The sequence below is a fragment of the Fangia hongkongensis FSC776 = DSM 21703 genome (assembly GCF_000379445.1).
GTDB lineage: Bacteria > Pseudomonadota > Gammaproteobacteria > Francisellales > Francisellaceae > Fangia > Fangia hongkongensis.
The window spans coordinates 1-24,691 of record NZ_KB902248.1 but is presented as its reverse complement, the minus strand read 5'-3'; the positions used below and the strand labels follow the sequence as shown (position 1 = coordinate 24,691).

Below are 24,691 nucleotides of genomic sequence, written 5' to 3'. Positions count from 1 at the left end.
AAATATTTCAGCATTGATTAGAATAGGACATTAATTTAGATAAATGAGTTTATCCCTTATGAATAAAGTGCAACTGATACTTCTTTTGAGTATCGTTATTGTGATTTTGCTTCTTGTTGATGCGTTTCGGCGTAGCAAGCGTAAAAAATATAAAAAACATATGGCTGAGCTGGAGAAAACACAAAAGGCGGATAAAGCGAACAAAAAAGGGCAAGCCTATCAAGCAATTCAGACACAAGATAAAGTGCTTGATGTTGAGGTGAATAAAATTGAGCTTGGTGAAGATATCAAGGTAGATCCAACTTCCTCGCAGAGTGTTGCAAGTTTCGAAGAGCAAAAAAGCTACCCGGCTTTAGATGAAGGTTATGCGGTAATCTATTTAAGTGCACCAAGAGGCTATGTCTTTAATGGGCAAGATATTTTAGAGTTATTCTCTCAAGAGGGGCTTCATTTTAATGCGGCTGAAAATAGCTTTCAGTTTATAACAGAAGATGGCGATGTGTTATATAGCATTGTCGCTGATGAAAAAGAGCCGCTATTTAGTGGGGATACATTCTCTCAGTCAGAATACACGTTATTGGTATGCATTCTAAATGCAAAAAAACTCGCGAAGTTTTATGATGCGGCAATTTGTTTTGAGCATTTTTTTACGAGTGTTAGTGGGCTAAATACACGCTTAGGTGCTACGATGTTAAATGAGCACAAAAGACGTTTTACAAGCTCTGATGATGCCACCTATCGCAGCAAGATGAATAGCTTGAAGCCTGAAGTTGTAACGGATTAAGAGTTTTAGGAATATGCTAAAGAATAAAAAAGTTATTATCCTTTTGATGGATTCTTTTGGTATTGGTGAGTCAAAAGATGCGGTGCGTTTTGGTGATGAAGGTGGTGATACACTTGGACATATTGTCGATTACCGAGCGCCTTGTAACCCTTTAAGATTGCCAAATTTGGCAAAGCGTGGTTTAGAAGAGGCGGCTCAAATGAGTCGGGCTCGCCCTTTATCTGTTTCGCTTAGTGAGGAAGAAAATACTCAGGTGCAAAATAGTAAATTTGGCTATTGTATTGAGCAAAGTCTTGGCAAAGATACGCCAAGTGGGCATTGGGAAATTGCGGGCGTGCCAGTTCTTTTTGATTGGCATTATTTTGAAAGAAAAGAAACAGGCTCTGTATTTCCACAAGCTTTTTTGGATGAGTGGGTTAAGAGAACAAATCTAACAGAAGGGTTTTTAGATGCCGGTCATGGTTCTGGTACTGAAGTATTAAAATCTTTAGGTGTGGAGCACTGCATTACTAAAAAGCCCATTATTTATACCTCAGCGGATAGCGTGTTTCAGATTGCTGCGCATGAGGAGTATTTTGGTTTGGAGCGCTTGTATGAGTTATGTGAAGTGGCGCGCAAGCTTTTTGATGAGATGGGACTGGTTGTTGGGCGTGTTATTGCAAGACCTTTTGTCGGTGAATCAGCTGTTGATTATCAAAGAACAGGAAATCGTAAGGATTATTCAATACTGCCGCCAGAGAAGACATTGTTAGATGTGTTAAAATCAGCGGGTGCTGAGGTGGTTTCTGTTGGTAAGATTGCGGATATTTATGCCCATCAAGGGATTACAAAAAAGCTGAAAGCTACCGGTATTGATGCGCTTTTTGATGCTACTGTCCAGGCATACAAAGAAGCAAATAATAATACGCTGATATTTACTAATTTTGTCGATTTTGATTCAAGTTTTGGTCATAGAAGAGATGTTAAAGGCTATGCAAATGCGCTTGAGCTCTTTGATGCAAGATTGCCAGAGTTGGATGCGCTTTTAGATGATGATACGATTGTCATTGTTGCTGCAGATCATGGTTGTGACCCCACCGCAGAGGGAAGCGATCATACAAGAGAGCATATTCCATTTCTACTTTGGGGGAATCGAGTGAAAACAGAGAACATCGGAGCACGTCAAAGTTTTGCTGATATCGGCCAGAGTATTGCTGATTATATGGGTGTTACAGCATTGGCATATGGTGATTCTGTGTTTAAAAAGGAATCGCTAGCGTGTCATACTTGAAACAAGAAATTATCTCTTTAATTGACTTAACCTCTTTAAATAATGATGATACTCGTACTGAAATTGATGTATTGATAAGTAAATCACTCAATGCACTTGGCGCGGTTGCGGCAATTTGTATTTACCCTGAGTTTGTCAGCTATGCAAAAGCAAAGATAAAAAATAAAGGTGATAATATTAGGCTTGCGACAGTTGTTAACTTCCCTGATGCAAAAAAAGATTTAGCGCATTGTATTGATCTGACAGAAAAAGCCCTATCTGAGGGCGCTGATGAGATTGATGTTGTGATTCCCTATTGCGATTATCTGAAAACAGGATCCTCGGAGCATGCTTGTGTGCTTGTTAGGGAACTAAAAGCACTTTGTGTGAATAAAACGTTAAAAGTCATTATTGAGTCAGGTGAGTTAAAAGACGCTTCTCTTATTGAAAAGGCAAGTTTTGACGCGCTTGAAAACGGCGCAGATTTTATTAAAACTTCAACAGGAAAAACACCAGTTGGAGCAACTTTAAAAGCAGCTGAAGTCATGTTAAATACAATTAAGACCTTCTCTCAAAATAATCCGCAAAGCGTAGTGGGCTTTAAGGCTTCAGGAGGTATTCGAACCTATAATGATGCCTGTCAATACTTGGACTTGGCAGAGAAGATTTGTGGCAGGGAGTTTATTTCCCCCTCAACCTTTCGCTTTGGTGTGAGTGGGTTATTGGATAATTTATTGGTTGATAAAATATCAACGCTTTCTGGATATTAACTGGATGAGTAAGTTTATTGTTATTGAAGGCTTGGAAGGTGCAGGAAAAAGTACCGCTGTTTCAGTCGTTAAAGCATTTTTAGAGCAAAGAGGTATTAATGCCTGTTATACGCGTGAACCTGGTGGAACTTTTTTGGCTGAGAAAATAAGAGAGCTTCTTATTACCCCTTATCAAGAGGAGGCGCTTTGTTCTGAAGCAGAGCTTCTTCTAATGTATGCCTCTAGGATGCAGCATGTTGAGAGATTGATTAAACCTGCGCTAAGGAGTAATAAATGGATTGTTTGTGATCGCTTTAATTGGTCATCTTTGGCCTATCAAGGTGGCGGAAGAGAAATAGGCTACCAGAAGGTAAGCGCCTTAAATGATTTATTGCTATCTGATATTAAACCGGATTTAACCATTTATTTAGATATTGATCCTCAAAAAGGACTGTTACGTGCTAAGAGGCGAAGCGCGCTTGATCGAATTGAGCAAGAGAAATTAAGCTTTTTTGAGCGTGCGCGCGCTATTTTCATAGCGCTTGTAAGGGAAAATCCACAGCAAGCTGTATTGATCGATGCAGGTCAGCCTTTAGAAAAGGTATCTTTAGAGATTGAAGCCCAGCTAAATAAACTGCTTTAAAAGGTATTTAAAGGATTTGATGATTCATTGAACAATGAATAAACGCTATTTAGCTTCGGAAAATATGACGCTCTGCATCAAAGCAGAGCTGAAAATATAAGATAGGTGTGTTGTTTATATGAACAGGTATTCAGTTTGCTATAGAGCAGTATTTAGCAGTTAGAGGTGCTAACGCCAACTTTTGTAAATGCTTGTGCAACATCAGCTGTTGAATAGTTAAGATCTTTAGCGGCATAGATTACACCACAAGCTGCTTGCGAAAACTTTACTGAAGGTGTCCAATATTTCACATTCGCTAATACCATTATATGAAAAGCCTCTTTCACGCCTTCGGCGTACTGATTCGATAAGCCCTGAGTTTGATTGTTAGAAGCCCATGTGCTTGCTAATAAATAAAATGCTTTATTAAATACACCGCTGCCTGTATGAACAATATATGATTGGTCTCCACGTGATTTTATAAGCATTTTTCGATAACTAATTTCACATGCGAGTGCGCCGTCAAGCGAAGGATCATAGCAATCTGCTGAAATACCATCTTGCGAGGGGTTGTTCATATAGCGTAGGGCTCCATCACCTTTCATGATGGTTTCACCGATACCCCAGCCAATTTGCCCTTCTGGGTCTTCTGGATAAAACTTTGCATAATTGCTTTCATCTTGACTAAGCAAATAGGCTCTAACGGCCTGTCCTGCCATATCTGAAAAAGCTTCATTTAAAGAACCTGACTGGTTGGTATAAACAAGGCCTGAATGTTGTTCAGTAAATCCATGACTCACTTCATGACCGGCTACGTCTAAAGACACAAGTGGGTAGAGGCTATTGCCATCACCAAAGGTCATATTCCCATTATACCAAAAAGCGTTGTCATAATTACTGCCATAATGTACACGCATAACTAATTGCATTGCTTCATTGTTTGCAGTTAGTGCATCAATGCCATACCATTCCTTATACATATCGATAATTATATCGCCAAAATAGTGTGCATCATTGATTGCAGAATAGGCGCCATTAATTTCATCTTGTCCGGTGTTCATGCCGCAAGTATAACTATAAGGAGTGGTCGTGTCGTCCTGCGTTTGCTGTAAATCGACGGTTCGGACGCGTATGTTTTCCATTGTGCAGGTTGTGCCTTGTTGTGTGACATCTAAAGAAGGCATCCCTTGCTGACCATACCAATATTCATGTACTTTTTCATTGCCTCCTGGTCCTGTATCTTCAAAATTTTGAATATTGTCCCAGCTTGTTATAATTTCTCCAGTCTTTGCATCAACATAATAACGCATAGCCTGTGGTTGATTGTTTGCCTTTTGTGCTAGGAATTGCACTTGGTAAATTAGTTTTGGCTGTTTATTATCCATAATAATTTGCAACTTGGCACTGGGCGCATTACCATTTAAGTAATTAACCTGATAACCCTTAGCATTCTGATTGTAAACGGTTAAAGAATGAGAGATTGCGTATTGTGCTGAAATGCTTGGGCTAGTGTCAAGGCTAATATTTTTGATTACTTCACCGTTAGCTTTATCCTCATTAGTGGTTAATAAAAGGCTCTTTTGGCCTCTTTTAGCAATCGTAATTTGGGCGCCTATCACTTTGATTCCTTTGTAATACTGCTGATAGCGCTCATAGTTAATGCCTGCTAAATTGGATTGAGATATTTGATTTAAAGTATTTGTTTGTGGTGTTGTCATCAACATGGTATTTGCACCATTTTCCTGATTCATTTGTAGATGAAAACCTTGCAAATCGTCGATAGGTGCATTAGTTAAATTAACCTTTTCCGTAGCATAGGCTCCAGCAGTTAATAGGCTAAAACTAAAACTTAATATAATACTCTTTTTCAACTTCATTTTTTTCCTTTCCTATTGGTTGTGATCTGGTCATGCAATAACCTATAAATCTGTTTTACCAAGATTACGTAGGGTATCTGACTGCATGATAGATTTGTCATACTGTCTATTAAATACGTGGCCTTAGCCGTCCTTCTTGGTAGGCAAGTTATGACTCACTATATTCCTTCGATTTTGAGTTAGGCCTTAGGGTAGTGTCTTTGAGTGCAAAATGTACTCTAGCAACTAACCTTATGACGCTTGATAAGTTTAAGCTAGGGCTACCAAAAACTACTTGAGCTTGTATTTTGTTCCCTTTGCTTCTCGGCGAATGAAAATTGTGCCGAGGCTTTTTGGTTTAACGCAAGTGAGGCTGCAATGGTTGATAGTATTACTTTTTTCATGGGGGGTACTTCTCCTTTCCTTTTCCTTTCTCTATGTTGTGTCTGTGTTACATCACAGGATGTGCTGTAACCTTTCACAACATTCCTTCACTAGCTGTCATTCGTGACTGCTAGGATTAATTGTTATAGCATGTAATAAATGAAATTAAAAGTGAAATTACGCATTGATTTGACATTTTATAATTATATTTACGTGTGTATTTTATATTTTCTATTTTAACTTTGAAGCATATGACCAAAAAAACCTCAACAATGCAGTTTTTTTTGGTAAACTAGCACACCTGAAATCTAGATAAATAGTATGGCAAGTGCATTATGTGTGGTGTGGTTGGAATTATTGGGAAATCACAAGTAAATCAAAAGCTTTTTGATGCGTTAACAATGCTTCAGCATCGAGGTCAGGATGCGGCAGGGATATTAACTTGTGACGGTTATCATATGTCTTTAAGGAAGGCAAAAGGATTGGTGGTGGATGCCATCCGAGCAAGGCATATGGAGCGACTTAAAGGGAATCTCGGTATTGCGCATGTTCGCTACCCAACGGCAGGCTCTAATAGTGAGTTTGAGGCGCAGCCATTTTATGTCAATTCGCCCTATGGTATTGCCTTAGCGCATAATGGAAATTTAATTAACACGGCAGAAATTCGTAAAGATTTATTGGAAAAAGATTACAGGCATGTTAATACAAGCTCGGACTCAGAGCTGTTATTAAATGTATTGGCATCTGAGTTAACAAAGGCGAGGGTCTCATTAAAAGACTTTTCCATTGATATTTTCTTTGATGCAATGAAAAAGGTTTATAACCGCTGTGTTGGTGGCTATGCCGTAGTCGGCGTGATTGCTGGGGCTGGACTTTTTGCTTTTCGTGACCCAAACGGTATTAGACCTTTAGTGCTTGGGAAAAAAACCTCTCCCGATGGCGGTGTTGAATATATAGTGGCCTCAGAAACAGTTGCGCTTGATTGTGATGGTTATGAGTTTGTGGATGATATTCAAGCTGGAGAGGCTATTTTTGTTGATTTAGAGGGCAAGCTGACAAGGAAGGTATGCTCAGATAAAGCAAGCTTATCGCCGTGTATTTTTGAATATGTCTATTTAGCGCGACCTGATTCAGTGATTGATGGTATTTCTGTTTATGGCGCTCGTCTTGAAATGGGGCGAAGGCTTGCCAAAAGTATTCTTCAAACAATGCCAAATCATGATATTGATGTTGTTATTCCAGTTCCTGACTCAGGTCGCCATGCTGCGCTGCCAATTTCTCGTGTGCTCGATGTGCCCTATCGTGAGGGCTTGGTGAAAAACCGTTATGTTGGCAGAACCTTTATTATGCCAGATCAGGAGAAAAGGCAAAAATCCATTCGTAAGAAGCTAAATACAATTGCAGATGAGTTTGATGGGAAACATGTTCTTCTGGTTGATGACTCAATTGTTCGTGGTAATACTTCAAAGCTTATTGTTGAGATGGCAAGGGAGGCTGGCGCTAAGAAAGTATCGATTGCATCAACTGCGCCGGTAATTCGCTATCCGAATGTGTATGGTATTGACATGCCGACACATAGTGAACTTGTGGGTTATGGAAAGGATATAAAAGCTATTGCCGATTTTATTGGTGTTGATCACTTGTTTTATCAGACAAATGAAGACCTTGTGAAATCGGTTCAATGCCTAAATCCAAAAATTAGTCACTTTGACACTTCTGTTTTTGATGGAAACTATATAACAGGTGGTGTTGATCAGCGCTATTTGGATGGGCTTAGTCTTGCTAGGGAGTCTAAAGAGACTAAGAGCAAAGGAGTGGGTGGCTCTATTGATATGCAAAATCAGGAATAGCAGAAAAAATGCAGTATCATGATTATGCAACCATTGAGAGTTTTTTGCCTTGCAGTACACCAAAGGCGTGGGTAGATAAGGCGTTACAGAATCAAGAGATTTTATTAATTGACCATGCGCATTGTGAGAAAAAAGCGGCCTCTGCGGCAATTAGCTTTATGTATCGAAAGTCAACTGAATACCCAGATCTTCTATTAAGAATGTCAAAGATTGCCAGAGAGGAGCTCGTGCACTTTGAGCAGGTGCTTGCGATTTTAAAAAAACGTAATATTCGCTATCGGCTTTTATCTGAATCTCGTTATGCCAGAACACTCAGAACGCTTATGAGAACTTCAGAAGAAGGCAGACTCGTTGATACGCTTATTATCGGCGCCTTTATTGAAGCAAGATCATGCGAAAGGTTTTCAGTAATTGCGCCGCATTTGGATGAAGAGCTACAGAAATTTTATCAGGGGCTTCTTGCTTCAGAGAGGCGGCATTTCAGCATTTATTTACAATTTGCTACAGAGTATAGTAGTGAGCCTATTATGCCTCACATTGAACGATTTAGAGTATTGGAGCAAGAGTTAATCGAATCTGAAGACAATGAGTTTCGTTTTCATAGTGGCGTTTAATCTTTTTAGCAGAAACAAATGCTTAATTCGAAGAGTCTTTATTTGCTGATACGTAAACCTTTATCACTTTCTTGATAAGCCTTTTCAGTGAAATCACCCATCCAATGTTTAATTGTATTGAATGTATCAATAAACTGTGGTTTTGCTTGTGGGCTTTGTAAGTTATCAGCTTCTTTTTGAACTAGCTCTGAGAAACGTTTAATAGAGGCAAGTCTTGTATTATCAGAGGCAATGATATTCGCATATAGTTCAGGGTCTTGATTAAAAAGTCGGCCAATGATGTTGAGCTCCATTTTGTATACAGGGGAAGCCATGGAAAGTAAGGCCTCAATATCTGCATTTTCTTGTTTTAGATAACCACCAATACAAAAGGTAATAAAATGCTCAATCCCTTGGATAAAGGTCATCGCGTCATCATGTGATTTTGCTGTCATTTCTTTAAGTGTAAATTGAAGGGAGGAGAGGCTTTTTAAAAACCAGTTATAAGCTTCGGGCTCTCGACCATTACAATAAATGATCACTTGGTCCTTTGGGTTTTGAATTGTAGGGCCAAAAATGGGGTGTAATCCAAGGGTTGGACCCTTGTGAAACTCAAGCATCCAGTTAAGTGGATCGGTTTTAATGCTGGTAATGTCGGCTAGAATGGTTCTCTTATCAATATATTGACAGCAGCGAGAAATCGTCTCTTTTGTGACAGAAATCGGGACGCTGATAATGATAAGGTCTTGATCTTTAAGCTTATTCTGCGCTTCACTATCCCAGTCATTCTCACCAAATAGGGTAATGTTATATTCCAGCGTTGAAAGAAACTGCTTTAGCATTTTTCCCATTGCGCCATAACCGCCGATAATACATATGTTTTTGTTGCGAGGGTTAGTATGCTGTGTGTGTTGCATGATCGATTATACCTTAAGCCAAAATGTAACAGGGCCATCATTTGTAAGCGTTACTTGCATGTTTGCTCCAAAGTGACCATGGCGTGTGTGTGGAAATTTCTGTAAAGCCAGCGCACAAAACTTTGAGAACTTCTCTTTTGCAATATCAGGAGAACATACATTAGAAAAGCTTGGGCGTAGCCCTTTGGATGTGTTTGCAGCTAAGGTGAATTGAGGAACTAATAATAACCCGCCATTTATATTATTTAGCGAAAGATTCATTTTGCCCTCTTGGTCTTCGAAAATTCGGTAGTTTAGGAGCTTATGCAGCATTTTTTCAAAATGTGTCTCTATATCAGTATTTTCCATGCAGATAAGTGCTACAATCCCTTGCGAGATTTCAGCAATGGTTTCCTTATCTACTAAGATGTGTGCTTTTGTCGTGCGTTGAATCAATGCGATCATTAACTATTGGCTTCAGTTGTGATTAATTAATAGCAGAGCCAGCATAAGTAAATTTATTGATAGATGCAATAAAATGTAGCTGGTCAATATCGACTTTAAAGTTTGAGTTTCAGCTATAAAGTGACTTTTTTGTGATTTGATTGGCTTTTTTAAACAAAACCCTTGCAATTGAAAAAAGAAGTGATAGGATATGTCCTTGTTGATGCGGGGTGGAGCAGCCTGGTAGCTCGTCGGGCTCATAACCCGAAGGTCGTTGGTTCGAATCCAGCCCCCGCTACCAAAAATTTTATTAAGTAAAGACGGGCCCTTTAGGGCCTTTTTTGTTTGTTGATAAAAAGGACCTTCAGAGTCCTTTTTTTGTATCTCAAGGAGAAATGTCTACATGTTAATTGAGGAACTAAAAGCATTGATTGAGCCAGAAGTCGAAGCGCTTGGCTTTATTCTTTGGGGTATTGAAGTAGATGGCTCCAGTACGCATGCAGGCAGTATGACGCTTCGAATTTTTATTGACTATGAAGAAGGGATTTCAGTTGACGATTGTCAAGAAGTGAGTCATGCCGTTAGTGCTATTTTGGATGTTGAGGATCCGATAAGTGGCGCATATACGTTAGAGGTTTCCTCTCCTGGCGTTAATAGGCGTGTATTTAGTGCTATTCAGGCAAAAAGTCTTGTTGGGTTTATTGTAAAGGTAGAGCTGACACATCTGCTTGATCAGTTAAACCGTAAAAAGTTCAAAGGAACGATTAAAGGTGTAGAGGGCGATTTTGTTACGCTTAGTACAGATGAGGGTGAAGTGAAGTTTGACTTTAGTAGCGTTGATAAAATGCGTGTTGTGCCAAACTTTTAGAGTGTTAAAAGGATAGTGAAATGAGCAAAGAATTATTACTTGTTATTGAAACAGTTGCAAATGAAAAAGAAGTCTCAAGAGACATGCTTTTTGAGGCAATGGAAGAGGCTTTGGCAGTTGCTACGGCAAAACGTTTTTCTGAAGATGCAAATATTAAAGTAACCATTGATAGAAAAACAGGCGAATATGATACTTTTCGTTTATGGAGCATTGTTCCAGAAGATCATGAAATAGAAAACTACGCTGCTGAACTTTATGTCGATGTCGCAAAAGAAAAAGGCCATGATGTCGAAATTGGTGATGTGCTGGAAGAAGAGCTTGAGTCCATTGAGTTTGGACGCATTGCTGCGATGACTGCAAAGCAAGTAATTATGCAAAAAGTTCGCGATGAGGAACGAAGACTCATGGTTTCTCGCTTTAAGGATAAAATCGGTAAGATTGTCTATGGTGAGGTAAAGCGTGCAACGCGTGATTTTCTTGTATTAGATTTAGGTGAAGATGCTGAGGGGGTGTTATATCGCTCAGAGCTTTTACCAAAAGAAAACTACCGCTTAAATGACAAGCTTCGCGCCTGTGTGCTTAAAATTGATGAGGAGACAAAGGGCTATCAGATTATTTTAAGTCGTTCGAACAAAAAGATGCTTGAAGCACTTTTGGCGCTTGAGGTACCTGAGGTTTCTGAAGAGCTTATGGATATTGTGAGTATTGCGCGTGACCCTGGCTCTAGAGCAAAGGTTGCAGTGAAGTCAAATGACAAGCGTATTGACCCAGTTGGCGCTTGTGTTGGTATGAGAGGTTCGCGTATTCAAGCAATTACTAATGAGCTACAGGGTGAGCGTGTGGATATTGTTCTGTGGGATGATAACCCAGCTCAGTGCGTGATTAACTCTGTGGCGCCAGCTGAAGTGATCTCGATTGTACAAGATGAAGACAATCAAACAATGGAAGTGGCGGTTAAAGAAGAACAGCTTTCTCAAGCCATTGGTAAAAATGGTCAGAATGTTCGTTTGGCATCAGCACTAACGGGCTGGCATATTAATATCATGGCTGAGTCAGCAGCAGCTGAAAAACAGCAAGAAGAAGCAAATAAAACAATGAATATATTTGTGGATGCGCTTGATATTGATGAAGATGTCGCTGAAGTGTTGGTTGAAGAAGGCTTTAGTACTCTAGAAGAAGTGGCGTATGTTGATCCGCAAGAGATGAGTGAGATTGAAGGCTTTGACGAAGAAATTGCTGAAGAGTTGCAAGAGCGTGCAAAAACAGCGCTACTCTCTCAAGCTTTGGCCGCTGAAAAGCCAGCTGACGATCTTCTTAATATGGAAGGTATGACAGAAAAATGGGCAAATATACTTGCAGAAAATAAAATCATTACGATGGAAGATTTAGCTGAGCTTGCAACGGATGATTTAATAGATATTATCCCAATGAGTGAAAAAGAGGCCGCCGATTTAATTATGACGGCTCGCGCCCCGTGGTTTAATGAAGATAATAAATAATTGAGGGAATGTCATGGCAGAGATTACAGTAAGTCAATTGGCAAAACTCATCAAAATTGATGAACAAGTTTTATTGCAAAAGTTAGAGCAATCAGGGGTGCATAAAAGTGCGGTAACTGATGTAGTAAGTGATAGTGAAAAAAGCACACTGTTGGCGTTTATTCAAAGTAGCGCATCGACAGCGAAAAAAAAGCCAGTTACGTTGCAGCGTAAGACAACCAAACAATTAAAAGTCTCTGGCAATCGAAAGATTAATATAGAGGTTAGAAAAAAAAGAACCATTGTTGCACCGCCTGTTGTGGATATGGAAGAAGTTGTAGATAAAGAAGCTGAATTAGTGGAAACGCAAGATCATTCAGCTGTTGAGGCTGAAGGTTCAGTGTCAGAGAGTGTTGCTGTGGAAAAACCAGTGGAAGTAGGGTTGTCAGAGGAAAATAAGACAGATGCTACTAAAGCTAGTGACTCGCCTCTAGAGCAAAATGAAGTTGAGCTTGTGGATAATGAGACTGTAGAAGAAAATGTTGTAAGTGAACCTTCTAAGGATGAAGCTAAAACAGAGCAAACTGAAGTCCCTGAAAAAGCAAAACTGCAAAAGCCGAAGATGCCTAAAAAAGAATCAGATCAGATTGAGGCTACTCAGGAGATTAAAAAAACTGTAGAGCCAAAAGCTAAGCCAGAGCCAAAAGCTAAAGCAGAGCAAAAGGAAAATGGCTTTCGCATTACTTCAAAACCTACTGTGGCAGTTGAAAATGATGCCTCTGGAAGACAAAAAGAAAAAGAGTCTGTTAATGCTGACTCCACACCTAAGAAACCGGCAAGGTTGAAGCAAAAGGCTACACAATCTACTGAGGAAGTAGAAACTCGTAAAAATATTAAAAAACCAAAAGGCCAGAAAAAACAATCCTCAAAGTCGCTGTATCAATTTGACGATGATGGTTATGGCAATTCAATGAAAAAATCACGACTTTCAGGTAAAAAGATTGCAGTAAATAAAGTCAAGACTCAGCAATTTAATAAACCTGTTGAAAAAGAGGTGAAGCAAGTTGTTCTTTTTGAAGGTATTACCGTTAATGAGCTTGCGCAAAAAATGGCGGTTAAGGCTGCTGACTTAATTAAAATACTTATGAAGATGGGTGTGATGGCAACGATTAACCAGCCGATTGATATGGATACGGCAATTTTGATTGTTGAGGAGCTTGGGCATGAATATACAATGCATAAAGAAGATGTGTTGGAAGATACAGTTCTGATTGACTCATCTAAGCAAGATAGCGCGCCAAGAGCACCTGTTGTAACGATTATGGGGCATGTTGACCATGGTAAAACCTCGCTATTGGATTATATCAGAAAAGCGCGTGTAGCCGTGGGCGAAGCCGGTGGAATTACGCAGCATATTGGTGCTTATTCAGTGGAAACTGAGCGTGGACAAATTACCTTTTTAGATACCCCGGGGCATGAAGCGTTTACAGCAATGCGTGCGCGTGGTGCAAGTAGTACCGATATTGTTATTTTGGTTGTTGCTGCGGATGATGGTGTCATGCCGCAAACAATTGAAGCAATTCAGCATGCAAAAGCAGCTGGTGTGCCAATTGTTGTGGCTGTTAACAAAATAGATAAGCCAGAGGCAGATCCAGATCGTGTGAAAACAGAACTCTCTCAGCATGATGTTATTCCTGAAGACTGGGGTGGGGATATTATGTTCGCACCTGTTTCTGCTAAGTCAGGCGAGGGTATTGATGCATTATTGGAAGGCATTCTTTTGCAGGCGGAAGTATTAGAATTAACTGCGCCACAAACAGGGTTTGCCAAAGGTATTGTTGTTGAGTCTAAGCTTGAAAAAGGCCGTGGTGCAGTGGCAACGGTTCTTGTACAAAGTGGTGAGCTTAAGCAGGGCGATACTGTCCTTTGTGGTACCGAGTATGGCCGCATCCGTGCGATGAGTAATGATGTAGGGCAAAAAATCACAACTGCAGGCCCATCTACGCCTGTTGAGATATTAGGCCTCTCAGGTGTTCCAAATGCCGGTGATGAAATGATTGCTGTGAAAGATGATAAGACTGCAAGAGAAGTTGCTGAGCTTCGCTCTCAAAAACAAAAAGAAGAGCGTTTGAAACAGCAGCAAGCAAGCAAACTCTCAGCACTTTTTGATAGAATGGGTGAGGAAAATGATGAACAGCAAACGTTGAACATCATATTAAAAGCGGATGTGCAAGGTTCGGTCGAGGCTATTCGTGAATCACTTGTTAAACTGTCAAATGATGATATTAAAGTGAATATTATTGCAAGTGGAATTGGCGGGATTACTTCTTCTGATGTCTCTTTAGCAGTTGCTTCACAGGCTGTTTTATTTGGGTTTAATGTTCGTGCTGATGGCGCTGCGAAAAAGCAAGCTGAAGCAGATGAAATTGAACTTCGTTACTATAGCATTATTTATGATCTGATTGATGATGTGAAAAAAGCGATGTCAGGGATGCTTTCTCCTGAGTTAAGAGAAGAGATTATTGGTATTGCTGAGGTGCGTGATGTCTTTAGATCTTCTAAGTTTGGATCGATTGCAGGTTGTATGGTGATTGATGGTGTTGTCAAACGTAATAACCCAATCCGTGTCCTTCGTGATCAAGTGGTGATTTATGAGGGCGCGCTTGAATCATTAAAACGTTTCAAAGAAGATGCAAATGAGGTCAAAAAAGGCATGGAATGTGGTATTGGTGTGAAGAACTACAATGATGTCAAAGTTGGCGATCAAATCGAAGTGTTTGAGACAATAGAAGTGAAAAGAGAAATATAATTATGGCGAATAACGCGCGTGTACAGAGAGTCTCTGATGAGATTCAAAAAGTAATACAGTCACTTCTGAACACGAAAATAAGAGACCCAAGGTTAAAATGGGTCTCTGTTACTAGTGTGGAAGTATCACGAGATCTTTCTGCTGCAAAGGTGTATTTCTCATCAATGAATCAAACCAATACGATTCAGGAAATCATCAAGGCTTTTGATGCATCAAAAGGCTTTTTTAGAACAGCGCTTGCCAAATCACTTTCTTTAAGGATCACGCCTGTACTTCGGTTTATTCATGATGACTCGCTGAACTATGGGCATAAAATGGATGAGCTGATTACAAAGGCGCGTAGCAAAGATCAAGAAATTGTTGCAGATGATGAACATGAAAAGAGTGAGCATGTGAAAAAAGATGATGGCGATGATGAAAAGCGCGAGCGCTTGCGTTAGTTAAAGCATTATCTTTTAGCATGAGCACTAGCGTTTTGATATTGCTCAGGCTATCATATGATTATTCTTTTACTTGCTTATGATATAAGTTATGACAAGAGTGATTTTACCATTTTTCACATCTATTATTTTGCTGGCTATTCTTGGCGGGTGCTCAACCGTTGAAAATAACCATGAACAACCAGCTGTGGCAAGCAAGCTAAATTCTTCTGACTCTCAAACTATTCAACATTCACAAACTTCTTCTGTAACACATACAGAAAGTGCATCTCAAGAAAAGCAAAAAAAGGTGAGTGTTGAGAGTGAAAAGGCATTGATAGAGCAATCAAAAACTTCAAAAGGCACTCAAAAAGTAAGCTCAAATCTCTACACTGTTCAGCCTATGGATACATTGTGGGCAATCGCACGGACAAACAAAATAACAGTAAACTGTTTAATGAAAGCAAATCAGATGGATGCCAAAGATAAATTAATGGCAGGTCAAGAGTTGATTATTCCAAGTAAGAGCAGTTGCTAGTATTGCAGCGTAAAATTTTATTCCAAAGATTCTATCAGAAAATAACCCATTTTATTTGTCAATTCAGACAAAATTCTCTAACATGCTACTGTTTGAGTTTAAGTCGAGGTTTTTTTGTGAATCATAATATTGTGATCTTGGGTAGTCAGTGGGGCGATGAAGGTAAAGGGAAAATTGTCGATTTTCTGACAGATAAGGCAAATGCTGTAGTGCGTTTTCAGGGTGGACATAATGCAGGGCACACGCTTGTCATTAATGGTGAGGTAACAAAACTTAGATTGATTCCATCTGGTATCTTGCACGATGGTGTAATGAGCTTTATTGGAAATGGTGTGGTGGTTTCTCTAGAGGCTCTGAGCTCTGAAATGAATGAGCTTTTAGCAAGAGGGGTGCCTGTTTTTGATCGTTTACGCATCAGTGAAGCCTGTCCAATTGTTTTACCTGTGCATGTGGCGCTTGATAATGCAAGAGAGGCGGCATTGGGTGATCAAAAAATCGGGACGACAAAAAGAGGTATTGGTCCTGCGTATGAAGACAAGGTCGCAAGGCGTGCAATCCGCATTGGAGATTTAAGAGCACCTCAGAACTTGAAACAAAAGCTTAAAACTTTGCTTAATTTGCATAATTTTACGCTGAAAGAGTACTATAAAGTAGAAGATCAGTTCGATGTTGAAGAGACTTATCAGCAACTACTTGAGTATGCAAAAACCATCTTGCCTATGATCAATGATGTCTCTGCCGAGCTAAATGCAATACGAAAAAAAGGTGGTAAGATTATTTTTGAAGGGGCGCAAGGGACGCTTTTAGATATTGATCATGGGACATATCCATATGTTACCTCCTCTAATACAATATCGGGGACGGTTGCATCGGGCGCGGGCTTTGGGCCTTGTTATCTTGATGCAGTGATTGGTATTACCAAAGCCTATACAACAAGAGTTGGCAGTGGCGCCTATCCAACTGAGCTGGATGATGAAGTGGGCGAACATCTGGGTGTGAAAGGTTGTGAGTTTGGTACGGTTACAGGGAGAAAGCGAAGAACAGGGTGGCTTGATTTAGTGGCATTGAGGCGCGCAATTGAAATTAATAGTATTACTTCAATTTGTCTGACAAAGCTTGATGTTTTGGATGGTTTGAAGGAGCTTAAAGTTTGTGTTGCTTATGAGCTAGATGGAGAGCAAGTGGAATATCCGCCATATGATAATGCTGATTATGTGAGATGTACGCCTGTTTATGAGGTGCTTTCTGGTTGGGAAGGCGAGAGCGTTTTTGATAAAAGAAAGTGGAATGATTTACCTGCTGCTGCGCGTTCGTATGTAGGCTTTGTTGAGAAGAAGCTTGGCATTTCTGTTGATATTGTTTCCACAGGTCCAGAAAGAAGCCAAAATGTGATTGTGAAGGATGTTTTTTAGAAGTAACGGATAAACCCAATATCAAATAAACTCATGGTTCCGGTTGTTTTTGCCGGAATAATCATTCGATAGTTTGCAGTCAATGCAAAGCCTTTTGATAGCGTATAAGCAACTCCTGTGCCAATATTGGGTGCAAACTCAGTGCTGGACATTGATAGTGCGCCTACCCCAGTCAGGAAATACGGGGTGAAATTTGTGTTTGTTGGTAGTGACAAGACGGCATCAAGTCGTGAGTAAGTGCTGAACTTGTTGCTTTGATTGCCTTTGTCTCTGGCTACAAAGAAAATACCACCTGCTTTAACAGAGAAATAAGGGTTAAAGCTATAACCAATGCTCAAAGTGGCTTCCGGTGAATCGCGATAACCTGTGCCGCTGTTAACTAACATCCCAAATGCGGGCGCTGCAAAAAAACCTGTTTTGGGTATTGAATTATTCTCTGATGAGCTGCTTGCGGCATAAGTGCTTCCAATTAAAACAAGTGAGCTGCCAATAAGTGTAATAACCTTTTTCATAAGACTCCTTTTCCATTATTCCAGTTTGATTTCAATCAATTATTTACATGACGGTTTATCAAATTTATCGATAGGTGCTCTTTATATAAAGAGAATAAAGCGCACTGAAATTGCCTGTAATGTGTATTGATGTGCCTGATATGATATCGTGATTTTTGCTGGAAAAAAAGCATTTTAAACTAATTGATTTAATCGATTATTTTTAATTGACTTTTTATTGCATGTTCTCATGACAGCATATAAAAAAATTGCTATGATCTGGGCATTTAATATTTCTGTTTAAAACACAAAAGATGAAGCTGAAGATGAAAGATAAAGTAGAAGATAAGTTAATTCAGGCGGCATTGGTCACTTTCTCAGAATATGGATATGCTGCAACGACAACTAGGATGATAGCAAGTGAGGCGGGTGTGAATATCGCTGCGATTAGTTATTATTTTCGCGGTAAAGAAGGACTTTATCTGCATTTGGTGAAAGTGATGGTTGGGAAATATAGAGATATTCTGCTGCCACTTAGAGAGAAGGTTTTGGCTGAGCTGAAACAAGCGGATAAAAAGCAAATCAAAGCTATCTTGTTGAATTTTTTGACCAATATGACAAAAAACTCTCTGGATAGTGAGTTTAATCAGTTTGCACGCATCACATTGAGGGAGCAAAACAACCCAAGTGACGCTTTTCCGTATATTTATGAGAATATGACGCATGTTGTTTTTTCAACAATTGGCGCGTGCCTTAAGGCTTTGGTTCCTAACGAAACAGAATTATATTATGCCTTAACAACCCAATCATTGATTGCAGAGGCTATGTTATTTTTGGCATTTAAGGGGAATTTGCGCCATGAGCTTTCAGTGCAGAGCTTTAATGAGGTGCACTTAGAAAAACATGCACGTATTTTAAGTGGTTTTATTGATAGCATTGCAGGGTGAGTTGGTACTTTGAGAGATTAAATGGTACCATATTGGTAGCATTTTATATGAATAAAAAGAATTTGGTGAGTTATGATTGAAAAGTTTGACCCCTCTTTAGAGCGAATTGTGCATCTGTCTGAGGCAGCACTTAAACATTTTGAGAAATATATAAAAGAAAAAAATGCCTTGGGAATTGCAATTGGTGTTACAACTACTGGTTGCTCTGGGCTTGCCTATGATATCAAGGCTGTTGATCAGGTGCCGGATAATCATAGTGTATTTGTGGAAGATAAAGTGAATTTATATGTGGATAATAGTGCTGTAAAATACCTGCAAGGGCTTAAGATTGATTATGTAAAACAGCCTTTGGGTATCTCACAGTTGGTGTATCAAAATCCAAATGAGTCTGCTCGTTGTGGTTGCGGTGAAAGCTTCACAATCGATGAGGATGCAAAATAAGCATGAATATGTCAGATGTAACAATTTTACGCCGTGAAGTTGAAGTGATTACCGTGCCTTATGGTGAAAAAATGGCACTTTTACCCGGACAAGAGGTATTGGTCACACAGGCTATGGGTGGCAGTTTTACGTTGAATGTAATGGGAAATTTGGTCTATTTAGATGGTAAGGATGCTGATGCTATTGGCAAAGAAGCAATCAGTTTACCCAGTGATGCTGCAGATATAAAACCGGGCGATGATATAGATGAATCACTATTGTGGAATCAGCTTCGTTCAGTTTATGATCCGGAAATCCCTGTCAATATTGTTGATTTGGGATTAATTTATGATATTTCGCACACACGTTTGGATTCAGGCAATTACCATGTTGGCGTTCAGATGACGTTAACTGCGCCTGGTTGTGGAATGGGCCCTGTGTTGGTTCAGGATGTTGAGGATAAGCTAAAACTGATTGCGAATGTTGAAAAAGCGGATGTGGTTTTGGTGTTTGATCCGCCTTGGAATTCAGAGATGATGACTGAAGAGGCAAAACTTGAGCTTGGGCTTTTTTAATCACTAGGGTGAAAGATGATAAAAGTAGTATATTCAGGAACGTTTGATCCGGTTACCTATGGGCATATTGATCTTGTAAAGCGGGCGCTTCGTTTGTTTGACCATGTAGTTGTTGCAATCTCCACAGGAAGTAATAAAAAAACACTATTTAGTGAAGATGAGCGTTTGGTTTTGGCAAAACAAGTATTTGATATGTATGACACTGTCTCGGTCGTTAAATTTGAGGGTCTTTTGGCAGATTTTATTGAGTCATGCGGAGCAAAAGCAGTTATTCGGGGCTTAAGAGCCGTTTCTGATTTTGAATATGAGTTTCAGATGGCAAGTATTAATCATCGTTTAAATGGCGAGTTCGAAACGCTATTTTTAACTCCGGATGAGAAGTACACTTGCCTTTCATCAACAATGATTCGAGAGGTGGCAAGGATTGACCCTCTTCGTGTGAGTGAGTTTGTTCCTCAAGTTGTGCTTGATTCACTAAAGAGCAAGTATTCAAATTAGGCTTGAAGTGATGCTGTGCTCATTTGACTAAAGCGGTGTTGGCGTTATTTTTGAGCATCTTAGTTGTAATAAAATACAAAGCAAGAATCTCTGTAAAATGGTTTGTCAGCGGTATATACTATAGCTAAGCTTTTGGAGTTTAGTTTTGAAATATAATGTCAAAGAAAAAAGTAACCTTATCCAATCGAAAAAGATTGAGTGAGCTTCAACAAGAAAACAGTGTTAAAACAGTTGCAGAGGTCCGCCGTGAACAAGTGGAGTCCATGCGTCATATGCATGTAATGCCAGAGGGAAAGCTGGAACTTGCCGTTGAGCAAATGATTTCAGATGTTGTCTTAGAGCTTTCGCACAGCTATGAACAGTGGAGTCAGCCGTTAGATCAGCATCGCTACCGTTTTAGTCCAAACGAGCGTAATCGAAAATTATTATCTTCTCTCAAAAGCTTTTTAAATGAAATTGCTGATTGGTTGATGTCTAAAGGAATTCGAGGTGTTGAGTGTGTTGAAATGTGCCAGCAGATTGTTGATAAAATTGCCCTTAATTTGCGTAAAAAAGGGATTCCAATAGGCGCATTGCAGCTACATCAAAATAATAAGTAGGAAAATTAGATGTCATTTGAATTAGTTTATGGCGTGCATGCAGTAAAATCCAAGTTGAAGGTTCATCCAGATAGCATTGAAGTATTATATTGCCTAAAGTCAAAAGAGCGAATAGCTAAAATGCAAGAGTTGATTAAATTGGCAGAGCAGAAAAAAGTTGCCTGTGAATTTGTCAGTAAAACGAAGTTTGCATCGCTAATGCAGGAATATGAAATATCTGAGCAAGTGGTGCATCAGGATGTTTTTGCCAAGTGTGTTTCTAATATTCGCATACATGATGAGGCGGATTTGTCTTCTCTGTTGCAAAGAGGGCAAAAAACGCCTTTGATTTTGGTATTGGATGGTCTTCAGGATCCTCATAATTTGGGTGCATGTATTCGTACCGCAGATGCTGTGGGAGTGGACTTTGTTGTTTTCCCTAAAGATAGAAGTGCAAATGTAAATGCGACTGTGCAGAAAGTAGCTTCAGGTGCCATTGAGTCAGTGACTTTGGTGGCGGTTACAAATATTTCACGAGCACTCAAGCTTCTTCAATCTGAAGGTGTGTGGATTGTTGGAATGGCTGGGGAGGCCAAAGAGTATTTATATGATTTAGATCTAAATATCTCTACTGCTATTGTGATGGGCGCTGAAGGCACAGGGCTTCGTCACGGGACAAAAAAGGTATGTGATTATTTGGCAAAGTTGCCAATGAATGGTCGGGTATCAAGTTTGAATGTTTCTGTAGCAACTGGTGCTGCGCTATATGAAGCTGTCAGGCAGAGAGATTTCGTCTGATTAAGTGGAAATCTATTGGGCTTTGAGTTATTTCCCGCGAGCCAGTGATGAATGGTGCATCAGCCAGTAAATAAGTAGTCCCCATATGCCGCTCACAAGTGTGACGATAATCCATGCGAAACTTGGCATAAGTTGTGGGGTGATGTTGCGTTTTACAAAGTGACTCAAGTCTTTGGAGACGGCCATTGCGCAAAGTAGGTGGACAATCACAACAAGCACCGACATTAAAATGCTGATATTAGTATAAAGTCCACTGAGGCTATTATTGATATATTCCATAATTAAAATACAAACTCGCTTTTTTTGCCTTTGTCTTGATCTAGATTTTCTTGATGACGTTTTTTAATAATCCTAACCACCTCATCCACAGAGTCCGTAACAATAAGAAGCTCAGGGTCATTTGGGCTAATAACCCCTTCATCAACAAGTCTTGTTTTGATCCATTCAACAAGTCCTTGCCAGAAGCTGCTATCAAATAGAATAATGGGCATGTGAGGTTTCTTTTTGGTCTGGACAAGTGTCGCAATATCAAAAAGCTCATCAAGTGTGCCAAAACCGCCAGGCATCACAACATAGGCTAAAGAGTGTTTAACAAAAGTTGCTTTTCGAGTAAAAAAGTAACGATAATTGAGTGAGATGTCCTGATGTTGATTGGGTGTTTGTTCAAATGGTAGGTTGATGTTTAAGCCGACACTCAAGCCCTTTCCTTTCGATGCGCCTATATTCCCTGCTGCCATGATGCCGTGGCCGCCGCCTGTGATGATGCTAAAGCCTTCTTCGGATAGTTTTTCGGCTATTTTTTCTGCGTTTTTAAAATGTTTTGAATTAGAAGATAATCTTGCTGAGCCAAATAGGCTGATAGCAGGCTGGATTGGGTCGAGCCTTTCATAACTCTCCACAAGCTCAGACATGATTTTCATGATGTTCCAAGTTGCTCTAGATTGGTCAAAATGGACATTGCCATAGGTGGTTGCGTCACTGTGAGCGCGAGGATGGACTGACTTTCTTGTCTTATTCATAAAAACCTATTTTGTATATACCAAGATCTAGCATATTACCATAATATCTACCCACTGCTATGTTGATTGCTGCGTCTTGAAGGAAAATGTTGCATAATAGGCGCGTTTAAATTACCGGTGTAAATGGAATAAAGGAGTTTTATTATGGGTTTTCTTAAAGGTAAGAAAATTTTAATTGTCGGGCTTTTAAGTAACAAATCAATTGCCTACGGCATTGCTGAGGCAATGCATAGAGAAGGTGCTGAGCTTGCTTTTACTTATCAAAATGAAAGATTTAAAGAACGGATTATTAAGCTAACTGATAAGTATAATCCAAGTGCTATTGTTGAGTGTGATGTCAGTAAAGATGAAGATATTAAAAATGTCTTTAGTGAGCTCGCGAAAACTTGGGATGGGTTGGATGGTATTGTTCATTCAGTTGCTTATGCGCCAGCGGATCAGTTGGAAGGCGATTTTATTTCGGCTGTGAATAGAGAAGGCTTTAAGGTTGCGCATGATATTAGTGCTTATAGTTTTGCAGCATTAGCTAAAGAGGCGCGCCCAATGATGCAAGGTAGAAATGGCTCATTAATTACCTTAACGTATTTAGGCGCAGAAAAAGCGATGCCAAGTTATAATACAATGGGCGTAGCTAAAGCATCTCTAGAGGCAACTGTGCGCTATAGTGCTTTGTCATTGGGGCAAGAGGGAATCCGCGTCAATGCCGTCTCAGCAGGGCCAATTCGTACTTTGGCGGCATCTGGGATTAAGAGCTTTAGGAAGATGCTAGATTATAATGCTGAGGTTTCACCGCTTAAAAAGAATGTCGATATTTTAGAGGTTGGGAATACTGTAGCATTTTTGGCATCAGATCTATCAAGTGGTATTACCGGTGAAGTTATTCATGTTGATGCGGGATATCATTGTGTTAGCATGGGAGGTGTGCTTTAGGCGATCCCTTCTCGTATGAGATCATGCATATGGATAATGCCTTGGATGTTGCTGTTTTTATCTGTTACCACAAGGGATGTGATTTTATATTGATTCATTAACTCGAGCGCATCAATAGCCATTGCGTTATAAAGAATGGTCTTAGGGTTTTTGCTCATAAGTGCGCTAATGAGTTCTCCTTTTTTATAACGATCTTCATAGAACATTCTACGGAGATCCCCATCTGTGAAGATACCTAGAAGTTCTTTTTTGTCTGCTGATATGATACACATTCCAAGTGACTTGGAGCTAACTTCAACAATTGCTTGTTCTATCGGTGTATCAGGGTGCACTATTGGTAAAGCATCTTCCTTGATCATTAAATTTTCAACTTTAAGAAGTAAGCGTTTACCAAGTGCGCCACTTGGGTGAGAGAATGCGAAATCCTCTTTAGTGAAGTTTTTTGCTTTTAATAGGCTTATGGCGATAGCGTCGCCTAGCACAAGTGTCGCTGTTGTGCTGCTGGTTGGTGCAAGATTATGAGGGCATGCTTCTTTTTGCACATCTAAGTTGAGTGTCACAGTTGCTGCTTTTGATAAGGGAGAGAATGCTTTGCTGGTAATTGCTATTAAAGGTGTACCTAATTGGTTAAGCATAGGTAATAAAGAGGTAAGCTCAGGTGTGGAGCCTGAGTTTGAGATGGCAATAACCGTATCCTCTTTGGTAATCATCCCAAAATCACCATGACCTGCCTCAGCGGGGTGAACAAAAAAAGAGGGAGTTCCTGTGCTTGCTAAGGTTGCTGCAATTTTAGAGGCAATATGTCCAGATTTTCCCATTCCAATGACAACCACTCGACCTTTGCATTGCATTAATAATTCGCAGGCGAAGTTAAAATTTTGATTTATCTGATCTTTAAGATGTCTAAGGGTATCAATCTCAATATCAATTGTATCTAGCGCGCTTGGTATATAGCTATAATTTTCTACTTGAGTCATAGTTTAAAATGCACTATTAATAGTGTGTTTTATTGTAGGGGAAATGGCTGTAAATAAAAAAGTAAAATTTTACTAAAAAGCGTTTGACAGCTAAATGAAAATCCCTATAATGGCTAATTACCCGCTGAGAGTGGTCAGCGTGAATCTAAGATGTTTAAAGAGATAGAAATTGTAGATACTTGAATACTTTGAGGATTAAGTAATTGCGAGGTTATGTTAGTTTATGCTGATATAATCTTAAGGATATAAACTGAAGAGTTTGATCCTGGCTCAGATTGAACGCTGGTGGTATGCTTAACACATGCAAGTCGAACGGACTTGTTAACCTGCTTGCAGGTTAACGGTTAGTGGCGGACGGGTGAGTAATGCATAGGAATCTGGCTTATGGTGGGGGACAACAGTTGGAAACGGCTGCTAATACCGCATATTATCTAATGATGAAAGGTGCCTTAGGGTGTCGCCATGAGATGAGCCTATGTTAGATTAGCTAGTTGGTGAGGTAAAGGC

The 24,691-nt window shown here is 39.7% G+C and carries 26 protein-coding genes, 1 tRNA gene, 1 rRNA gene and 2 pseudogenes; 22 read left to right on the top strand and 8 right to left on the bottom strand.

From position 1 onward, the window contains the following. The first annotated feature begins 58 nt into the window (after positions 1-58). The 4 genes from A37Q_RS0105590 to tmk are packed head-to-tail and all read left to right on the top strand — an operon-like array spanning position 59 to position 3,425. On the top strand, positions 59-784 hold the full coding sequence (locus A37Q_RS0105590; protein WP_018299298.1) for a cell division protein ZipA C-terminal FtsZ-binding domain-containing protein: 726 nt from the start codon (positions 59-61) through the stop codon (positions 782-784). Positions 785-797: 13 nt separating this feature from the next. After that, a complete protein-coding gene (locus A37Q_RS0105585) occupies positions 798-2,054 on the top strand; it encodes a phosphopentomutase (protein WP_018299297.1) in 1,257 nt (418 codons plus the stop codon). Next, the gene (gene deoC, locus A37Q_RS0105580) at positions 2,042-2,803 is read left to right on the top strand and encodes a deoxyribose-phosphate aldolase (RefSeq protein WP_018299296.1); all 762 of its coding nucleotides are present in this window, start codon (positions 2,042-2,044) and stop codon (positions 2,801-2,803) included. Before A37Q_RS0105585 ends, deoC begins: the two co-directional genes overlap by 13 nt. Before the next feature lie 4 nt (positions 2,804-2,807). Further along, positions 2,808-3,425, top strand: a complete 618-nt coding sequence (tmk, locus tag A37Q_RS0105575; RefSeq protein ID WP_018299295.1) for a dTMP kinase — start codon at positions 2,808-2,810, stop codon at positions 3,423-3,425. Positions 3,426-3,577: 152 nt separating this feature from the next. Here tmk and A37Q_RS0105570 read toward each other — a convergent pair whose 3' ends face one another. Beyond that, positions 3,578-5,281, bottom strand: coding sequence for a M4 family metallopeptidase (locus tag A37Q_RS0105570; protein WP_018299294.1), 1,704 nt, complete (start codon positions 5,279-5,281; stop codon positions 3,578-3,580). 260 nt (positions 5,282-5,541) lie between these two features. Continuing rightward, positions 5,542-5,664, bottom strand: coding sequence for a hypothetical protein (locus A37Q_RS16525; RefSeq protein ID WP_018299293.1), 123 nt, complete (start codon positions 5,662-5,664; stop codon positions 5,542-5,544). Between the two features lie 315 nt (positions 5,665-5,979). Here A37Q_RS16525 and purF point away from each other — a divergent pair, with 315 nt between their 5' ends. After that, entirely contained in the window at positions 5,980-7,494 is a 1,515-nt protein-coding gene (purF, locus tag A37Q_RS0105560) for an amidophosphoribosyltransferase (protein ID WP_018299292.1), read from the top strand. Positions 7,495-7,502: 8 nt separating this feature from the next. Continuing rightward, entirely contained in the window at positions 7,503-8,108 is a 606-nt protein-coding gene (locus A37Q_RS0105555) for a MiaE family protein (protein ID WP_018299291.1), read from the top strand. A 38-nt stretch (positions 8,109-8,146) separates the two neighbouring features. Here A37Q_RS0105555 and tyrA read toward each other — a convergent pair whose 3' ends face one another. Both tyrA and dtd read right to left on the bottom strand, forming a co-directional pair. Continuing rightward, positions 8,147-9,004 (bottom strand): bifunctional chorismate mutase/prephenate dehydrogenase, encoded by an 858-nt coding sequence (gene tyrA, locus A37Q_RS0105550; protein ID WP_018299290.1) that lies wholly within the window; start codon positions 9,002-9,004, stop codon positions 8,147-8,149. A 6-nt stretch (positions 9,005-9,010) separates the two neighbouring features. Further along, on the bottom strand, positions 9,011-9,448 hold the full coding sequence (gene dtd, locus A37Q_RS0105545) for a D-aminoacyl-tRNA deacylase (protein ID WP_018299289.1): 438 nt from the start codon (positions 9,446-9,448) through the stop codon (positions 9,011-9,013). A 203-nt stretch (positions 9,449-9,651) separates the two neighbouring features. Here dtd and A37Q_RS0105540 point away from each other — a divergent pair. From A37Q_RS0105540 to A37Q_RS0105510, 8 genes and pseudogenes are all read left to right on the top strand, one after another. After that, positions 9,652-9,728: transfer RNA gene (locus tag A37Q_RS0105540), tRNA-Met, on the top strand. Between the two features lie 102 nt (positions 9,729-9,830). Beyond that, the gene (gene rimP, locus A37Q_RS0105535) at positions 9,831-10,295 is read left to right on the top strand and encodes a ribosome maturation factor RimP (protein ID WP_018299288.1); all 465 of its coding nucleotides are present in this window, start codon (positions 9,831-9,833) and stop codon (positions 10,293-10,295) included. A gap of 20 nt (positions 10,296-10,315) precedes the next feature. Further along, a complete protein-coding gene (gene nusA / locus A37Q_RS0105530) occupies positions 10,316-11,794 on the top strand; it encodes a transcription termination factor NusA (protein ID WP_018299287.1) in 1,479 nt (492 codons plus the stop codon). Between the two features lie 13 nt (positions 11,795-11,807). Further along, positions 11,808-12,071 (top strand): annotated as a pseudogene (locus A37Q_RS16585) (translation initiation factor IF-2 N-terminal domain-containing protein); the annotation flags it as partial. Between the two features lie 708 nt (positions 12,072-12,779). Then, a pseudogene (gene infB / locus A37Q_RS16580) lies at positions 12,780-14,582 on the top strand (translation initiation factor IF-2); the annotation flags it as partial. 2 nt (positions 14,583-14,584) lie between these two features. After that, a complete protein-coding gene (rbfA, locus tag A37Q_RS0105520; protein ID WP_018299285.1) occupies positions 14,585-15,022 on the top strand; it encodes a 30S ribosome-binding factor RbfA in 438 nt (145 codons plus the stop codon). Between the two features lie 91 nt (positions 15,023-15,113). Then, positions 15,114-15,539, top strand: coding sequence for a LysM peptidoglycan-binding domain-containing protein (locus tag A37Q_RS0105515; RefSeq protein ID WP_018299284.1), 426 nt, complete (start codon positions 15,114-15,116; stop codon positions 15,537-15,539). 116 nt (positions 15,540-15,655) lie between these two features. Next, positions 15,656-16,951: an adenylosuccinate synthase gene (locus tag A37Q_RS0105510; protein ID WP_018299283.1), complete on the top strand. Its 1,296-nt coding sequence runs from the start codon at positions 15,656-15,658 to the stop codon at positions 16,949-16,951. Here the strand turns inward: A37Q_RS0105510 and A37Q_RS0105505 are convergent. After that, a complete protein-coding gene (locus tag A37Q_RS0105505; protein ID WP_018299282.1) occupies positions 16,948-17,463 on the bottom strand; it encodes an outer membrane beta-barrel protein in 516 nt (171 codons plus the stop codon). The genes A37Q_RS0105510 and A37Q_RS0105505 overlap by 4 nt on opposite strands. Positions 17,464-17,768: 305 nt before the next feature. Between A37Q_RS0105505 and A37Q_RS0105500 the strand changes: the two genes are divergently transcribed. From A37Q_RS0105500 to rlmB, 6 genes are all read left to right on the top strand, one after another. Next, positions 17,769-18,389, top strand: coding sequence for a CerR family C-terminal domain-containing protein (locus tag A37Q_RS0105500; protein WP_018299281.1), 621 nt, complete (start codon positions 17,769-17,771; stop codon positions 18,387-18,389). A gap of 72 nt (positions 18,390-18,461) precedes the next feature. Then, positions 18,462-18,830: a HesB/IscA family protein gene (locus A37Q_RS0105495; protein WP_018299280.1), complete on the top strand. Its 369-nt coding sequence runs from the start codon at positions 18,462-18,464 to the stop codon at positions 18,828-18,830. 2 nt (positions 18,831-18,832) lie between these two features. After that, complete coding sequence (gene sufT / locus A37Q_RS0105490; protein ID WP_018299279.1) at positions 18,833-19,384, top strand: putative Fe-S cluster assembly protein SufT; 552 nt, start codon at positions 18,833-18,835, stop codon at positions 19,382-19,384. A 15-nt stretch (positions 19,385-19,399) separates the two neighbouring features. Further along, on the top strand, positions 19,400-19,882 hold the full coding sequence (gene coaD / locus A37Q_RS0105485) for a pantetheine-phosphate adenylyltransferase (RefSeq protein ID WP_018299278.1): 483 nt from the start codon (positions 19,400-19,402) through the stop codon (positions 19,880-19,882). Between the two features lie 155 nt (positions 19,883-20,037). Further along, positions 20,038-20,481 (top strand): hypothetical protein, encoded by a 444-nt coding sequence (locus A37Q_RS0105480; RefSeq protein WP_018299277.1) that lies wholly within the window; start codon positions 20,038-20,040, stop codon positions 20,479-20,481. Between the two features lie 9 nt (positions 20,482-20,490). After that, entirely contained in the window at positions 20,491-21,258 is a 768-nt protein-coding gene (gene rlmB, locus A37Q_RS0105475; RefSeq protein ID WP_018299276.1) for a 23S rRNA (guanosine(2251)-2'-O)-methyltransferase RlmB, read from the top strand. Positions 21,259-21,285: 27 nt separating this feature from the next. Here the strand turns inward: rlmB and A37Q_RS0105470 are convergent, their stop codons facing one another. Beyond that, positions 21,286-21,537, bottom strand: a complete 252-nt coding sequence (locus tag A37Q_RS0105470; RefSeq protein WP_018299275.1) for a hypothetical protein — start codon at positions 21,535-21,537, stop codon at positions 21,286-21,288. Between the two features lie 2 nt (positions 21,538-21,539). Further along, positions 21,540-22,277: an LOG family protein gene (locus A37Q_RS0105465; RefSeq protein WP_026196543.1), complete on the bottom strand. Its 738-nt coding sequence runs from the start codon at positions 22,275-22,277 to the stop codon at positions 21,540-21,542. A 144-nt stretch (positions 22,278-22,421) separates the two neighbouring features. Between A37Q_RS0105465 and A37Q_RS0105460 the strand changes: the two genes are divergently transcribed. Continuing rightward, a complete protein-coding gene (locus tag A37Q_RS0105460) occupies positions 22,422-23,207 on the top strand; it encodes an enoyl-ACP reductase FabI (protein ID WP_018299273.1) in 786 nt (261 codons plus the stop codon). Here A37Q_RS0105460 and A37Q_RS0105455 read toward each other — a convergent pair. Further along, a complete protein-coding gene (locus A37Q_RS0105455) occupies positions 23,204-24,184 on the bottom strand; it encodes a KpsF/GutQ family sugar-phosphate isomerase (RefSeq protein WP_018299272.1) in 981 nt (326 codons plus the stop codon). The two genes, A37Q_RS0105460 and A37Q_RS0105455, sit on opposite strands and share 4 nt — an antisense overlap. Positions 24,185-24,431: 247 nt before the next feature. On the opposite strand from A37Q_RS0105455, the gene A37Q_RS0105450 reads away from it, so the two are divergent. Continuing rightward, positions 24,432-24,691 (top strand): 16S ribosomal RNA (locus tag A37Q_RS0105450); the annotation flags it as partial.